Origin of the sequence: Micavibrio aeruginosavorus, from assembly GCF_051245535.1 — a bacterium.
In the GTDB taxonomy this organism is placed as follows: domain Bacteria; phylum Pseudomonadota; class Alphaproteobacteria; order Micavibrionales; family Micavibrionaceae; genus Micavibrio; species Micavibrio aeruginosavorus_D.
The window spans coordinates 331,653-345,822 of the sequence record NZ_CP195303.1 but is presented as its reverse complement, the minus strand read 5'-3'; the positions used below and the strand labels follow the sequence as shown (position 1 = coordinate 345,822).

At 56.3% G+C, this 14,170-nt stretch carries 15 protein-coding genes; 9 read left to right on the top strand and 6 right to left on the bottom strand.

Translation table 11 applies throughout. The features are described from left to right. Window positions 1–198: 198 nt before the first annotated feature. Window positions 199–1,758: a hypothetical protein gene (locus ACSC94_RS01750; protein ID WP_435641355.1), complete on the top strand. Its 1,560-nt coding sequence runs from the start codon at window positions 199–201 to the stop codon at window positions 1,756–1,758. A 47-nt stretch (window positions 1,759–1,805) separates the two neighbouring features. Here the strand turns inward: ACSC94_RS01750 and ACSC94_RS01745 are convergent, their stop codons facing one another. Continuing rightward, window positions 1,806–2,276 (bottom strand): RT0821/Lpp0805 family surface protein, encoded by a 471-nt coding sequence (locus ACSC94_RS01745; RefSeq protein ID WP_435641354.1) that lies wholly within the window; start codon window positions 2,274–2,276, stop codon window positions 1,806–1,808. A 117-nt stretch (window positions 2,277–2,393) separates the two neighbouring features. Here ACSC94_RS01745 and pdxH point away from each other — a divergent pair, with 117 nt between their 5' ends. Further along, complete coding sequence (gene pdxH / locus ACSC94_RS01740; RefSeq protein ID WP_435641353.1) at window positions 2,394–3,023, top strand: pyridoxamine 5'-phosphate oxidase; 630 nt, start codon at window positions 2,394–2,396, stop codon at window positions 3,021–3,023. A 105-nt stretch (window positions 3,024–3,128) separates the two neighbouring features. Next, on the top strand, window positions 3,129–5,042 hold the full coding sequence (htpG, locus tag ACSC94_RS01735) for a molecular chaperone HtpG (RefSeq protein WP_435641352.1): 1,914 nt from the start codon (window positions 3,129–3,131) through the stop codon (window positions 5,040–5,042). A gap of 166 nt (window positions 5,043–5,208) precedes the next feature. Here the strand turns inward: htpG and ACSC94_RS01730 are convergent, their stop codons facing one another. After that, complete coding sequence (locus ACSC94_RS01730) at window positions 5,209–5,640, bottom strand: metallopeptidase family protein (RefSeq protein WP_435641351.1); 432 nt, start codon at window positions 5,638–5,640, stop codon at window positions 5,209–5,211. 71 nt (window positions 5,641–5,711) lie between these two features. Here ACSC94_RS01730 and ACSC94_RS01725 point away from each other — a divergent pair, with 71 nt between their 5' ends. Next, the gene (locus ACSC94_RS01725) at window positions 5,712–6,017 is read left to right on the top strand and encodes a 4a-hydroxytetrahydrobiopterin dehydratase (RefSeq protein WP_435641350.1); all 306 of its coding nucleotides are present in this window, start codon (window positions 5,712–5,714) and stop codon (window positions 6,015–6,017) included. 92 nt (window positions 6,018–6,109) lie between these two features. Here ACSC94_RS01725 and ACSC94_RS01720 read toward each other — a convergent pair whose 3' ends face one another. Next, window positions 6,110–7,762 carry a thiamine pyrophosphate-dependent enzyme gene (locus ACSC94_RS01720; protein WP_435641349.1) on the bottom strand — a complete coding sequence of 551 codons (1,653 nt, stop codon included), beginning with the start codon at window positions 7,760–7,762 and terminating at the stop codon, window positions 6,110–6,112. Window positions 7,763–7,902: 140 nt separating this feature from the next. Between ACSC94_RS01720 and ACSC94_RS01715 the strand changes: the two genes are divergently transcribed. The 3 genes from ACSC94_RS01715 (at window position 7,903) to ACSC94_RS01705 (ending at window position 9,263) form a co-directional block, all read left to right on the top strand. After that, a complete protein-coding gene (locus ACSC94_RS01715; protein ID WP_435641348.1) occupies window positions 7,903–8,490 on the top strand; it encodes a response regulator in 588 nt (195 codons plus the stop codon). Further along, the gene (locus ACSC94_RS01710) at window positions 8,487–9,005 is read left to right on the top strand and encodes a hypothetical protein (RefSeq protein WP_435641347.1); all 519 of its coding nucleotides are present in this window, start codon (window positions 8,487–8,489) and stop codon (window positions 9,003–9,005) included. Before ACSC94_RS01715 ends, ACSC94_RS01710 begins: the two co-directional genes overlap by 4 nt. A 78-nt stretch (window positions 9,006–9,083) precedes the next feature. After that, window positions 9,084–9,263 carry a hypothetical protein gene (locus ACSC94_RS01705; protein WP_435641346.1) on the top strand — a complete coding sequence of 60 codons (180 nt, stop codon included), beginning with the start codon at window positions 9,084–9,086 and terminating at the stop codon, window positions 9,261–9,263. Window position 9,264: 1 nt separating this feature from the next. Here the strand turns inward: ACSC94_RS01705 and ACSC94_RS01700 are convergent, their stop codons facing one another. After that, entirely contained in the window at window positions 9,265–10,188 is a 924-nt protein-coding gene (locus ACSC94_RS01700) for a ribokinase (protein WP_435641345.1), read from the bottom strand. Window positions 10,189–10,397: 209 nt separating this feature from the next. Between ACSC94_RS01700 and hemA the strand changes: the two genes are divergently transcribed. Next, a complete protein-coding gene (gene hemA / locus ACSC94_RS01695) occupies window positions 10,398–11,627 on the top strand; it encodes a 5-aminolevulinate synthase (protein ID WP_435641344.1) in 1,230 nt (409 codons plus the stop codon). Window positions 11,628–11,731: 104 nt separating this feature from the next. Here the strand turns inward: hemA and ACSC94_RS01690 are convergent, their stop codons facing one another. Continuing rightward, the gene (locus ACSC94_RS01690) at window positions 11,732–12,400 is read right to left on the bottom strand and encodes a TetR family transcriptional regulator (RefSeq protein WP_435641343.1); all 669 of its coding nucleotides are present in this window, start codon (window positions 12,398–12,400) and stop codon (window positions 11,732–11,734) included. A 75-nt stretch (window positions 12,401–12,475) separates the two neighbouring features. Between ACSC94_RS01690 and ACSC94_RS01685 the strand changes: the two genes are divergently transcribed. Then, the gene (locus tag ACSC94_RS01685) at window positions 12,476–13,483 is read left to right on the top strand and encodes an adenosine kinase (protein ID WP_435641342.1); all 1,008 of its coding nucleotides are present in this window, start codon (window positions 12,476–12,478) and stop codon (window positions 13,481–13,483) included. Between the two features lie 91 nt (window positions 13,484–13,574). On the opposite strand, the gene ACSC94_RS01680 is transcribed toward ACSC94_RS01685, so the two are convergent. Next, on the bottom strand, window positions 13,575–14,162 hold the full coding sequence (locus tag ACSC94_RS01680) for a macro domain-containing protein (protein ID WP_435641341.1): 588 nt from the start codon (window positions 14,160–14,162) through the stop codon (window positions 13,575–13,577). Between the last annotated feature and the right edge of the window lie 8 nt (window positions 14,163–14,170).

The following is a 14,170-nucleotide window of genomic DNA, read 5'->3' as shown; positions in this document are numbered from 1 at the left end:
TTGCTAATTGGGTTCCTCCGCATCCTACACAAATATGTAGCCTCGTCCAGTGGTTTAAGCCCCCTTCACCCACCCGTATAGCGTCGGTTTCTGCCCTTTTTAGGCCCCTGTTCCCCGCCCTTGAGGTTTCATTAACCCCGGAATGATAGGTTAAGGCTGTAATTTGCCAGTCTTTTGAGGGGATTACGGAATTTAACCATGGCCATCCCGAGTGACCTCGTCGAACAAATCTGCCATAGCGTGGCGCGCCAGGTGCGTGACCACGACCGTACGATTCACCTGACTTTTCTGGCCCACCGTAACGGCCAAAGGCTGGAGGCGCTGAGCAGCGCATCGCAGGAACTGCTGACCCACCCCGCCGGGGAGGCCGCGATCCGCATGCTGAAAACCGGACAGGACGATGAACGCTCGTCCTTCCTTGGTCTGGGCGTATGGCGTGAAAATCTGTTCGGCGGGCTGGCCAGTCAGGACAATATTCTGGCGTTGGTCACCTTTAATATGGATGAAGTCGATAACGCCCACGCCGCGCGGGCGCTGGCCTGGCATCTGGCCTGGTTTGCGCTGCGCATGACGGATTTGCGCAACAACCCCGATTATGAAACGGATTTCCGTGGCGGCATTTTGCTGCCCGATGCGAATGATACAAACAATCCCGCCACATGTATGCGCGCCGATGTGTTCAGCGGCATCATGGGACGCATCAATGGCGATAAAGACGCCATTGAACAACTGGCGCATGACCGCGCCATGGCCGCCTTGCAACGCCGCCCCGGTGCCACGCCAGAACAATATCCCTTCCCGCTGGCGATGGAAGCGACCGAATACGCCTATGCCGAAATGATGCGCCGCCCCCCGGCGCGTAAAAAACAAATCGACACGGCCATGAAAATTGCCGAACAAATCGGCCTGACCTATGACGGCGTGTCGCTGAACCAATGGATTTATTTCTGCCAACCCGCGCAGGATATGGCCTGGCGCGGTGAACCCCGCGACATCATCCTGTCCGCCGCTGTGAACACCAGCTACGATACGTTCATTCGCGCCACAGGCTTTCTGGTGTCGGAATTGACGCATATTCAGCCCGCGTCCATCCACGCCATTCACGATATTCACAGCCCGTTTGCCGAGGATAAATACAGCCAGCGTTTGCACGAACGCATGGTCGACCGGGTCATCCACGACGTCATCGAGATTGGCATGGGATCACGCAACAGCACAGCGTTCCGCGAAGCCGCCAACCGCCAGAATGAAGGATTGATTGACGGTCACATCGCCGGGTGGTGCGCCGCCGCCCTGCAAGCCGCAGGCCGCGCGTTTGAGGCCGCCTTGGCCAATGGCAGCAAAACACCGGACGAGGCCGCCCGCCGCGAATTCGAAGGCACCCGCCATAAAACAACATGGGAATCATTACGCACCATTGGCGAAAACATCATGGAAAAATATCGTCAGGGACAAATCGTCACCTTCAGCGATATTCTGGATTTTTGCGAAGACACCCCAGCTCTGGCCAGCGTTTCCAGCGCGGTTGCCATGACGATGAAAGACCCCGCCTATGTTCGAAAACTTCAGGCCGCCAATGATTTGAATATCATCCCGGCCGAGGCTCGCCCGACCCCATCCATGGCACCGCGCACGCCGACAACACCAGCCGTGACACCGCGCGCGCCCGGTCTTGGTGGTGGATCATCCTCCGCCCGCCCGCCGCAAACACCACCGCCCGCGCAATGGCCGGATGACGACACGACGACCACCCAATAAAAAAGGCCGCCCTTCCGAGCGGCCTTTTAAAATTCCATGCGGAGAAATTAGTTGATGATTTCCCAATCGCCGTTCGGTTTTTGGCACGCCGTGCCATAACCGGTTTCCTTGCGGCCACCAACATTGATGGTTTGTTGGTATTCGCGGCAGTAACGGTTGCTGTCGCTGTAACCATCGCGGGTTGCGGTGTACGTACCGGAATTGCCCGATTGCGGGTTGTTCCAGTTGATCGTTTCACCAACCTTGGAGGTCATTGCGCTGTTTTGTGCCTGTTGGGCATAGGCCATGTCGGCCTTGTCCAGCGATGCACCGATTTCGCTGCCCAGCAGACCGCCGAGCAAAACGCCAGCCCCCGTGGCCCACAAACGGCCGGAACCGCTGCCCACTTGAGAACCAGCCAGACCGCCAGCCAACGCGCCGAGGCCCGTGCCCCAGGTTTGTTTCTGACCGCCCGTGGTCTGGCAACCGGCCAAACCGAGAGCCGCAACCGCCATCAGTGTCAAAATCATGTTCTTCATATCGTTCTCAAGTCCTTTTCCTGATTGAACTTGGAGCCACAGCCCCCTATTTATGATGTGACTCTATGTGTTAAATGAAGCAAAAAAAAGACCCTGTTTGGGGTGGTTGCACAAAATATGGACACATTTGATAATCTGGAAAACGCCAATCAGGCCCCCGCCGATCCATTTGTCCTGTTTTCCAACTGGATGGCACAGGCCGAAGCGAGCGAACCAAACGACCCGAACGCGATGGCGCTGGCCACCGTGGACGGTGATGGTATGCCTTCGGTGCGGATGGTGTTGTTGAAAGATTACGACGAACACGGCTTCGTGTTCTATACCAATGGACAGAGCCGCAAGGGCGACGCCCTGACCGCTCACCCGGTTGCGGGATTTTGCATTCACTGGAAATCACTGCGCCGCCAGATCCGGGCCGAAGGCCGGGTGGAGCGCGTCAGCGATGCCGAATCCGACGATTATTTCCGCAGCCGATCGCGCGAAAGCCAATTGGCCGCCGCCGCATCCGACCAATCGCGCCCGCTGGATCATTACAGCGCGCTGGAAACGCGGGTGAAAACGCTGGAAGAATTGTATGACGGAACAACGGATATTCCGCGCCCCGCACATTGGGGCGGATACCGGATCATTCCGACCCGCATTGAATTTTGGCAGGACGGCCCCCACCGCATGCATCACCGCGTGGTTTATACGCGCGATTGTGCCAATGGGAACTGGGGCTGGACCCGGTCCATGCTGTATCCGTAACCCCATCAAGCCGTCATCCCGGCGTAGGCCGGGATCTTCTGGCCATAACGGAAAAAGATCCCGGCCTACGCCGGGATGACGATAGACAAAGAGGCAAAGTAAAAGATGACAAACGAAACAATGAATTTTGGCGCCGATGTATCCCGCTTGCTGGATATCGTGGCCCATGCGCTGTATTCCAACCGCGATGTGTTCCTGCGCGAACTGGTGTCCAACGCAGCGGATGCGTGTGATCGCCTGCGGTATGAATCCATTCGCGACCCGTCATTGGCCAGCGGCGATACGGTTTTCAAGATCAACGTGTTCAAGGATACGGGGTATCGCTGCCTGCATGTCCAAGATAACGGCATCGGTATGTCGCGGCAGGACATGATCGACAATCTGGGCACCATCGCAAAATCCGGCACCCGCGCCATGATGGAACAAATTAAATCCAGCGCAGGCGAAGAGCAGGACCGCCTGTCCTTAATCGGCCAGTTTGGCGTTGGCTTCTACGCCAGCTTCATGGTCGCGCATAAGGTCGAGGTGATCAGCCGCCGCGCCGGAACATCCGAAACCCACCATTGGGAATCCGATGGCCGCACGGGCTTCACCGTTCGCGAAGCGACGGCAGACGAAGCCAAAAAATTATCCAGCGGGCGCGGCACATTGATCATCCTGCACGTCAATGACGATGCCAGCGATTTCCTGATCGATGAAAAATTGAAACAGGTTATTCAAATCTGGTCCGATCATATCAGCGTGCCCGTTTACCTGTCCGATCCGGCTAAAACGGAAATTGACGAAAAACCCGTCAATGCGGGCTCCGCCCTGTGGATGCGGTCGAAGCAGGACATCACCACCGAACAATACGAAGAATTTTACCGCCATATCAGCCACGGGCTGGATGAACCCGTCCTGACCAGCCACTGGCGCGCGGAAGGGAAAATTGAATATACCGCCCTGCTTTACATTCCTACACTGCGTCCGTGGGATATGTATGACCCGGGCCGTAAAACAGCCGTGCGCCTGTACGTCAAACGCGTCTTTATCAGCGACACGATGGATGGGTTGATGTATCCGTGGATGCGGTTCGTGCGCGGCGTGATCGACAGCGAAGATTTGCCGCTGAACATCAGCCGTGAAATGCTGCAAATGAACCCGGTCATCGCCAAGATCCGCAGCGGCGTGGCCAAGCGTGTTTTGTCAGACTTGAACAAATTGTCCGAAGATGATCCGGCGGCGTTCAAAACCTTCTGGGGTCAATTCGGCCCGGTTTTGAAGGAAGGGCTCTATGACGCCGTTGAACACCGCGAAGGCTTGTTCAAAATCGCGCGGTTCTTCTCCACCCATCAGGAGGATACGCTGACCTCCCTGTCCGATTATGTATCGCGGATGAAGGATGGACAGGATTCCATCTATTACATCACCGGAGAAAATCTGGAGATGCTCAAAAACAGCCCGCAGATCGAGGGCTTCAAGGCCCGCGGCATCGAAGTGTTGTTGATGACCGATACGATCGACGATTTCTGGCTGCAGCAAATCCATGATTTTGATGGCAAGCCGTTTAAATCGGTGACCAAGGGGTCTATCGACCTATCAAAATTCGAAAAACAGAACACCGCGGACGATAAAAAACCGGAATCCGAACATCGGGACACGACACCGCTGCTCGCCTCGCTCAAAGACCTGCTGAAAGACGAAGTGGGTGATGTGCGGATTTCATCACGCCTGACGGATTCCCCCGTCTGTCTGGTCGCAGCCGAAGGCGATGTGGACATGCACATGGAACGCGTCCTGAAAATTCACCAGAAATATGACGCGCAATCCAAACGCATTCTGGAAGTGAACGAAGATCACCCGCTGATCCAACGCCTCAGCACATTGGCCCAGAACGCCGGAACCGACAGCCCGGATTTGCACGATGCGGCCCATTTATTGCTGGATCAGGCCCGCATTATCCAAGGCGAACCCATCCCCGACCCCGCCAACTTCGCCCGCCGCATGGCGCGGTTTATGGAGCGCGGGTTGGCGGCGTAATCGCCCCTCATCCGTCATCCCGGCGCAGGCCGGGATCTTCCAGCCTTAAGGGATGAAGACCCCGGCCTGCGCCGGGGTGACGAAGAATGTGACGGGGGATAACAACAAAAAACACGGACCGCAATGATCCGTGTTTATCCGTGTCCATCTGTAGTTTTTAAAAACCCTACAGCATACCCTGATAATGGCGCCCCACCATGTCTTCCACTTCCTCTTCCGAGAAATCGAAGTTCTGGCCAATCTCTTCGATGATCGCCTGACGCAGCAACGCGGCCAGATCGTCGCCCGTTTCGCACCACAGATCCAACAGGGCGCGGCGATAGACGATCATGGTGTCTTCTTCGTCTGTGCTTTTCTTCGTCACGCCGGGCGAAATTTCCGCACCGCTGCGATACAGGACCAGAAGTTCATACGGGTCTTCCAGTTCCAGTTCCTGCTCCACCACAGAATCCGGGAACTCTTCAACCACGATTCCCATGTCCTCACAGAACCCGACCAGCTCCTCCGGAACGGTGTCCAGCACTTCGCGTGCCATGACCCCCAGATCATCCGTGGAGGGCGGAACGGAAAAACTCATAATAATCTGCTTCCGGTCCATGACCTTGACCCCATTGAAAAACCGTGATGACTTTGACGAACGCTAGTTTAACCATTCCGGGGAAAAGAACAATGGCCCAAACGAAAATGACACGCGACGCTGTTTCAGCCGAATTACAGGGGTTGGACGGCTGGGTTCTGGCAACGGACAAGGATGCCCTGCACAAATCCTTCCGCTTTGCCGATTTCAACGAAGCATGGGGGTTTATGGCCCGCTGCGCACTTCTGGCCGAAAAAATGAATCACCACCCCGAATGGTTCAACGTGTGGAACCGCGTGGATGTGACGTTAAACACCCATGATGCAGGCGGTGTCACCGCGCTGGACATCAAAATGGCGACGGCCATGAATGGTTATGCGAAAACGCTGAATACCTAAATCCACCAACCACCGTCATCCCGGCGAAAGCCGGGATCTTCCAGCCATAATGGACGAAGACCCCGGCTTTCGCCGGGGTGACGCAAATTTTTCTAAACCGCATTCGTCGTTAATTGCCGCGGGTCCATGGCGATTTCAATAACCGCCACGCGGCCCGCATTCACGGCTTGTTCCCATACGCCCGCAAACTCTTCCGTGTTGCTGACCCGTGCGGTGAACGCACCATAGGCCTGCGCCAGCGCAACGAAATCCGGGTTGGTCAATGTTGTGGCGCTGACACGGCCTGGGTATTTGCGTTCCTGGTGCATGCGAATGGTGCCATACATGCCGTTATTACAAATCATAATCACCGGATGGGCCCCATGATGAATAGCGGTGGCCAGTTCCTGCCCCGTCATCATAAACCCACCATCCCCGCACAGCCCCAGAACCACGCGGTCCGGATGATGAATAGATGCACCAACCGCAGATGGCACGGCATACCCCATCGCACCACTCAGCGGTGCCAGCAAACGACCCGGGCGACGATAGCGCAAATAGCGTTGCGCCCAGCCGCTAAAATTCCCGGCGTCCGTTGTCACCACCGCATCATCGGGCAACACATCACGCAGGTACGAAAAAATCGCCGTCATATCCGGCCCGTCGAACGTGGGACGATTGGCCAGATCAATATCCGTCCACGCCGTGAAATCGGCGCGGGCGTCATCTTTCCACCCGGCCCGTTCACGTCCACCCAGATTAAACGCAATACCGGCCAAGGCACTGGCCGCCGGAATCATATCGGCCTGAATGGCCAATGTCGGCGTATAGACCTTACCCAACTCCGCCGCATCGGCATGAATATGGATCAGTTTCTGCGTTGGTACTGGCGCGTCGATCAGCGCATAGCTCTGCGTCGTGATTTCATCCAGCCGCGCGCCAACAACGATCAGCAGATCGGATTGTTTGACACGGTCCAGCAATTTCGGGTTCGGCCCGGTACCCAATTCACCGACATAACACGCATGACGGTGATCAATCAGATCATGGCGACGAAACGCCGCCGCAACGGGCAAATGTGCCGCGCTGGCAAAACTTGCAAATTCGGCACACGCCGCATCATCCCATCCGGCTCCACCAATAATGACCAGCGGGCGCGATGATTCACGGATCATCGTTGCCACTTTATCCAGTGCCGCGGGCGTGATGCCGATGGGTTCCGGCGCGGCATAATCCGCCTGCACCGCTGTGGTCATTTCGCTCAGCATATCTTCGGGCAGGCCGATGACCACAGGCCCCGGACGCCCCGTCGTCGCCACATGCCACGCACGGTTGACGATTTCGGGAATGCGGGATGGATCATCAATTTCCACCGCCCATTTGGCCAGATCGCCAAACACGGCGCGCACGTCCACTTCCTGAAACGCTTCGCGGCCGCGTTCCCAACGGCGCACCTGTCCCATGAAAACGATCAGCGGCGTTGAATCCTGTTTCGCGGTGTGCACGGCGATGGACGCATTGCACACACCCGGCCCGCGCGTGACAAAACAAATACCCGGCTGCCCGGTCAGCTTGCCCCAGCTTTCGGCCATAAACCCGGCCCCACCTTCGTGACGGCAGGTGATAACGTCAATATCTGGGTAATCCAACAGGGCATCCAGAACCGGCAGATAGCTTTCCCCGGCCACGCAGGAGATTCGCCGCGCACCCAAACGGTGCAGTGCATCAACCAGAACCAATCCGCCGCTTCCCTTGATTTCCGCCATTTTTGCCCCGTCCGTCCCTTAAAAATTATTGTTTTCCCCAGCCAACTGACTGAATTTGCCCGACATTTACGGTTTCATCAGCCAACCATCGGATACTGACCAATACTATATTTTCAGACTTAACGGAACATGCTCCGACAATGACCTACCAATTTGAAAAGGCGTCCGTTCTGGTCGTTGATGATATGCGCCCCATGCTGGCGCTGACCGCATCCCTTTTGAAAATTTTTGGATTCAAAAATGTCTATACGGCTGTCGATGCGGACGAGGCCTTTGCCGTCATGTGCGTCAACAATCCCGATCTGGTCATCACCGATTGGTTGATGGAGCCGCAGGACGGAATCGATTTATGCAATCGCATTCGCACCGACCCCAAATGCCCCAACCCGTATGTGCCCATTGTTCTGATGACTGGGTACAGCGCCCGTGTGCGTGTGGAACAAGCGCGCGATGTCGGCATCACCGAATTTCTGGTCAAGCCGTTCACGGCCAAAGATTTGTACACCCGCATTGAACAATTGATTGAAAAGCCGCGACGCTTCGTTGATGCCAACGAATTTTTTGGCCCCGACCGCCGCCGCCGTAAAAATGATGAATTCAAAGGCCCCTTTAAACGCGGTGGTGATCGGCATACAGACACGATCAAAACCGCGAATGATGAGCGTATTCAGAACATTCTGAAACGTCTGCGGCAGGAAACAAAAGACGTCACAGGAACAGGCGAATGAGCGATTTTTCATCCACGGATGATCACAAACCCGACGGCGTGCGCTACATCACACCGCCCAATGTCCTGCGCCAAAAAATTGGCCATGGCGGCATTGATGCCCTGCGCATGGAACGGGCCGAACGATTTATTGAAACCAATGATTTCGACTTCCTGCCCTATGCCCGCGAATATCTATCGCAACTGGAACGGCGCATTTCACAGAGTTTGAAAACACCAACACCGGAATGCCGCGACCTGCTCAGCCGCCCGACAATGGAACTCAAAGCCGGAGGCGGCATGTTCGGCTATCGTCTGATGTCGGAAATTGCTGGTGTGTTGCTGGATTTTCTTGAAAGCGTCGAGCGGCTGGATAAAGACGCGCTGGATATTGTGTCCATTCACCACAAAAGCATGACGGTCATCGCCACATCGAATCTGAAGGGCCCCGGCGGGAAAGAAGGCCGGGCACTGGCCGAGGAGCTGTATTCCGCGTGCAAACGCTATTACCGTAAGCATCAGATTAAAAAGGCATAATTCAGGGGTTTAGCGTTTGTTAAGACCCTGCTAATATAATTTCAACAGAACGTCTTGAATGACCAAGGATTGGTTGAAATGACTGAATTGCCCGCAATGATCGCCGCCAATATGGCTATGACGCAACAAGCCATGGCGCTGGAAATGATCAAACAAGCCGCCGACATGCAGCAACAGATGGTGCAGATGTTACAGGAATCTGTCGCATCCGTTCCGGTATCCACGTCCCGCGGCACCGCTGTGAATATCGCCGCGTGATTTATACAAGCGGCAAATCCTTCAACGCATCACGAATATCATCGGAATAGGCAAAGGCGCTCAATGCGCCTTTTTTCGTGCAGGCGAGCGAGCCCGCAACCGCAGCCCAGCGCAAGGCTTCGCGCATCGCCATCTTATCCGCCAGCAATGCGGCCAGCGTGCCGCAATACGCATCCCCTGCTCCGGTCGTATCGACCACGCGGTCAACCGGCAACGCCGGAACACGCACAACCGACCCATCATCCAGCACCGCCACCGATCCATCCGGACCCAGTGTAATAATGCATGTTTTATGCGTTACCCCGGCCAGCGCATGCGCCATGCCTTCGGGTGTGTTGTCATGTTTCAATCGACAAAAATCGGCCAGACGCGCCGCCTCGACCTCGTTCACGATCAAGACATCAACCATGCGCAAAACATCCGCCGGAATATCACAGGCGGGTGCCGCGTTCAGAAGAATCTTCACCTTCTTTTCATGCGCGCGGCGGATCAGGGTGAAGACCTGTTCCGGGGCCACTTCCATCTGCGCCAACAGCATGTTGGTTGGTTTTAAAATTTCATCGGGAACTTGATCATGTTCCAACGCCTTGTTCGCACCGTTGGCCACAATGATGCGATTGGCACCATCCGGTTCACGCAAAATCACGGCCGTGCCCGTGGGCAATGTTTCATCTTCGGACACGCCGGATGTAATCACGCCCTGACGCCGAATGGTGGTAATCGTGTCATAGGCATAGACATCCTTGCCCACGCGCCCGACCAAAACGGCCTGCACACCCATACGCGCGGCGGCCAGCGCCTGGTTCGCGCCCTTGCCCCCCGGGGTGATTTCGTACGCGGGAATCACCATGGTTTCGCCCCGGATCGGCATCGACGGCACCGGCAGGGTCATGTCCATGTTCACTGAACCGAAAATGATAAGCATTCTCAACTACTTTTCTCCGGCCTGAAATTGCCGGGGTAAATCCTTCAAATACGGGGAAAAGTGTACCTCTCCGTCCCGCGCCCCGCAATGGGGACCAAATCGGTCCGCTTTGTGCCCCACAATGCCCCTATATGAGAGGTCATCATAATGTTGTTTTCTCGGGATGTTTTGGTTACGGTGCAGGCATAAAAATAGAGGGGCCCACGCGTATGACTGGCTTTGATTACACCGGATTTTTTGCTGACCGCATCACTGAGCTGAAAGCCGAAGGGCGTTACCGCACCTTCGCCACCCTGTCGCGCATTGCCGGCCGTTTTCCGCAAGCCCTGTACCACGCCCCCGACGGCACATCCCGCGAAGTCACCATCTGGTGCAGCAATGATTATCTGGGCATGGGGCAAAACCCCGTTGTCCTGAACGCCATGCACGAAGCCATTGATGAATGTGGTTCCGGTGCGGGCGGCACGCGCAATATTTCCGGCACGACGCGCTATCACGTCGAACTGGAAGCCACCATGGCCCGCCTGCACAACAAGGAAGCGGCCCTCGTCTTCACCTCCGGCTATACCGCGAACGAAGGGGCCCTCGGCACCATTGGCCGCATGTTGCCGAACTGTATTATTTTCTCTGACGCGCTGAACCATGCGTCCATGATCCATGGCATGAAAAGCAGCGGCGCGGAGAAAGCCGTCTTCCGCCACAATGATCTGGCGCATTTGGAAGAGTTGTTGCAGAAAGCCGATCCGAAGCGCCCGAAAATCGTCGCCTTTGAATCCGTCTATTCGATGGAGGGTGATATTTGCCCGATGGCGGAGATCATCGCACTGGCTGAAAAATATGGCGCACTGACCTATCTGGACGAAGTGCATGGTGTCGGCCTGTATGGCCCGCACGGTGCTGGCGTGGCCGAAGAACGCGGCCTGATGGATCGCATCGATATTATCGAAGGCACGTTTGGCAAAGCCTATGGCCTGATCGGCGGTTACATCGCGGGCCGCGCCTCGATTGTTGATGCCGTGCGCTCTTTCGCCTCCGTCTTTATTTTCACCACCTCCCTGCCCCCGGCCGTTCTGGCGGGCGCGAAGGCCAGCGTGGAATATCTGATGAATTCATCCATCGAACGCCAACGCCAGCGCGCCAACGTCAAACGGTTCAAAGACCGCCTGACCCGCGACAATCTGCCGTTCATGCAGGGTGAAAGCCATATCGTGCCGCTGGTCGTGGGTGATTCAAGCTGCTGCAAACTGGTGACCGATATTCTGCTGAACGAATACAATGTGTATGTTCAGCCGATCAACTACCCGACCGTGCCCAAAGGCACCGAACGCATGCGCCTGACCGCCACCGCAGCCCACAGCCTGGACGAAGTCGACGCCTTCGCCGACATCCTGCGCGATTTGTGGGAAGAACAGCACGTGGCGCAGTACGCGGCGGCATAATTCATCAGCGATGTAAACCATCCATCGTCACCCCGGCGCAGGCCGGGGTCCATACTATCTATCCTATGGATACCGGCCTTCGCCGGTATGACAAATTTGGAAGGTTAACGCCCAAAAACCCGTTCCGCCCAACCATCAATCCGCGCCAGACCACGATCCAACGCCGCCATGGTTTTGGACAGGTCGGCACTGTCATCGTGCATCCATGCACGGGCGGCGTAGAGGTAAACACCCGTCACCGCCGTCACCTTCACCGCGCCCATCCAGCCGGGCATATCGATGCCCGCGGCGGCCAGCATCCATTCCATTGAACGGCCCAGATGTGGCAGGCCGATGATGGCTTGTTTCGGGTCGCCCTTGAATGAATCGAGGAAGGATAAAACCGCATCGCGGTCATCGTTCAGCACATCGAAGCGTTCCATCAGAATATCGAACAGGCGATCACGGTGCGGTGTTTCGGCATCGAACGTGCCCGCGGGAAAACGGTCCAGCACGATGCAATCGACCATGCGGCCATAGGCGACCAGAATATCGTCCTTGTCCATGAAGTGTTCGCGTAAGGTCGCCAGATCAATTTCGGCATGGCGGGCAATGTCATTCAGGCTGACATCGACCCAGCGCAAATCGGCGGCCAGCGCCAGTGCCGCATGGACCACACGGTCCCGAATGGGGATCGTGCGCACAGGAATGGCGGAAACCGGGGCCTTTTTGGCCTTTGGGGCCACCTTGGGTGCGGTTTTTTTCTTGGATTCCTGCGCTTTTTTCTTGGCCATGATGCCCTTAATCCCTTATGAATGACGCGTAAAATCAAACCATTAAACCCGTTTTAAAACAAGGACCAACCACCCATGTCCACCCGTTCTTTTGACGTTGTTGCCATTGGTAACGCCATTGTTGACGTTCTGGCCCACGCAGACGAAGCCTTCATCCAGTCGCAATCCGCATCCGGCATGATCAAGGGTGCCATGATGCTGATCGAGCAATCGCGCGCGGTGGAACTGTATGCGCTGATGAACGAAACGGTTGAACGTTCTGGCGGGTCGGCCGGGAATACGATTGCAGGCGTGGCGTCCTTCGGTGGCAAGGGTGCGTATATCGGTAAAGTGGCCGACGATACGCTGGGCCAAGTGTTCCGCAAGGAAATGCGCGATATGGGCGTTGTGTACAACACCACCCCGCTGATCGTTGGTGCGCCGACGGCGCGGTGCCTCGTGTTCGTAACACCGGATGCCCAACGCACCATGAACACCTATCTGGGCGCGTGTCTGGAACTGGGCGTGGATGATCTGGATTCATCGCTGATCCAGAATGCCCAAGTCACATATCTGGAAGGATACATGTTCGACCCGGAACAGGCCAAAGCCATGTTCCGCGCCGCCGCCGACATTGCCCACAAATCCGGCAACCGCGTGGCGTTGAGCCTGTCCGACCCGTTCTGTGTTGATCGTCACCGCGAAGACTTCCAGAATTTCGTTGAGAACCACACCGACATTCTGTTCGCGAACGAGGCGGAGATCATCTCCCTCTATCAAACCGAAACATTCGAACAGGCCGCCAAAATCGTTGCCGGGAAAGTCGGCATCGCCGCCCTGACCCGCAGTGAAAAAGGATCGGTGATTGTGGCCAATGGCGAATTCATCGAAATCGCCGCCGCCCCGGTTGCGCAATTGATGGACACCACAGGCGCAGGCGATCAATACGCCGCCGGGTTCCTGTATGGTTTGACGCAAGGCATGGATATGCAGATGTGCGGCCAACTGGGTTCACTGGCCGCCGCCGAAGTGATCAGCCACATGGGCCCGCGCCCGGAAATGGCCTATGCCGATTTCGTAACGAAAGTTGCGAAGGCCGCGTAAGCGAGATCTTTAAACACGACGCCCACGACGATCACGACGGTTTTCTTCTCAATATCGTTGTGCCCGTCGTGGGCGTCGTGTTGTTTATATATTACGCCGTCGGATCAAAGTATCCCGTCCACCCATGATGGTGCAGCCGTTCATTCCATGCGGCGAAAACGTCATCACGGTTGGCGACGATCCGCACCTCGACAAAGCGATCATCCAGACGATCAAGAATCGCATTCAACCCCAGCCGCGCCGCGCGCATGACGGGGAATTTATGTTTGCCCGTCCCCAACGCGGCGAACGCCACACGCTGGAGCCCCATTTGCGCCGCCACCTGCATCGCGCCGCGGAAACAGCGGGTCAAATCGCGATCTTCGCGTGTGATGGCATCGTTCCAATCCGGCGTCACGGCAAACAATATATGCGATACGGGCAACCCAAAGGGTGGCACGGCAAACACATCCCCGGGCCGGGGTTTGTAGATGTGTTCCAGAATAAAATTGTCGATCTGTTCCCCCGCCGCGCCCAGAATCGCCCGGTTGAGGGACCCGCTCATATCCAGATTATGGGGAATCGCCGCCACAATCGCGTCCACATCGTCCTGTGCCACCAAATCCCCGTGGATCAGATCGATCCGGTTGATCAGATGGTGGTTGGAAGGGCTCTGGCCCTCTGCTATCACTTCAGACATGAAAACGA

Excerpts from the sequence above, each read along its gene's own strand:
- ACSC94_RS01730 (WP_435641351.1), bottom strand. The coding sequence starts at position 5,640 with ATGGACCGGAAGCAGATTATTATGAGTTTTTCCGTTCCGCCCTCCACG.
- ACSC94_RS01725 (WP_435641350.1), top strand. The coding sequence starts at position 5,712 with ATGGCCCAAACGAAAATGACACGCGACGCTGTTTCAGCCGAATTACAG.
- ACSC94_RS01700 (WP_435641345.1), bottom strand. The coding sequence starts at position 10,188 with ATGCTTATCATTTTCGGTTCAGTGAACATGGACATGACCCTGCCGGTG.
- hemA (WP_435641344.1), top strand. The coding sequence starts at position 10,398 with ATGACTGGCTTTGATTACACCGGATTTTTTGCTGACCGCATCACTGAG.
- ACSC94_RS01690 (WP_435641343.1), bottom strand. The coding sequence starts at position 12,400 with ATGGCCAAGAAAAAAGCGCAGGAATCCAAGAAAAAAACCGCACCCAAG.
- htpG (WP_435641352.1), top strand. The coding sequence starts at position 3,129 with ATGACAAACGAAACAATGAATTTTGGCGCCGATGTATCCCGCTTGCTG.
- ACSC94_RS01710 (WP_435641347.1), top strand. The coding sequence starts at position 8,487 with ATGAGCGATTTTTCATCCACGGATGATCACAAACCCGACGGCGTGCGC.
- pdxH (WP_435641353.1), top strand. The coding sequence starts at position 2,394 with ATGGACACATTTGATAATCTGGAAAACGCCAATCAGGCCCCCGCCGAT.
- ACSC94_RS01750 (WP_435641355.1), top strand. The coding sequence starts at position 199 with ATGGCCATCCCGAGTGACCTCGTCGAACAAATCTGCCATAGCGTGGCG.
- ACSC94_RS01715 (WP_435641348.1), top strand. The coding sequence starts at position 7,903 with ATGACCTACCAATTTGAAAAGGCGTCCGTTCTGGTCGTTGATGATATG.
- ACSC94_RS01680 (WP_435641341.1), bottom strand. The coding sequence starts at position 14,162 with ATGTCTGAAGTGATAGCAGAGGGCCAGAGCCCTTCCAACCACCATCTG.
- ACSC94_RS01705 (WP_435641346.1), top strand. The coding sequence starts at position 9,084 with ATGACTGAATTGCCCGCAATGATCGCCGCCAATATGGCTATGACGCAA.
- ACSC94_RS01745 (WP_435641354.1), bottom strand. The coding sequence starts at position 2,276 with ATGAAGAACATGATTTTGACACTGATGGCGGTTGCGGCTCTCGGTTTG.
- ACSC94_RS01685 (WP_435641342.1), top strand. The coding sequence starts at position 12,476 with ATGTCCACCCGTTCTTTTGACGTTGTTGCCATTGGTAACGCCATTGTT.
- ACSC94_RS01720 (WP_435641349.1), bottom strand. The coding sequence starts at position 7,762 with ATGGCGGAAATCAAGGGAAGCGGCGGATTGGTTCTGGTTGATGCACTG.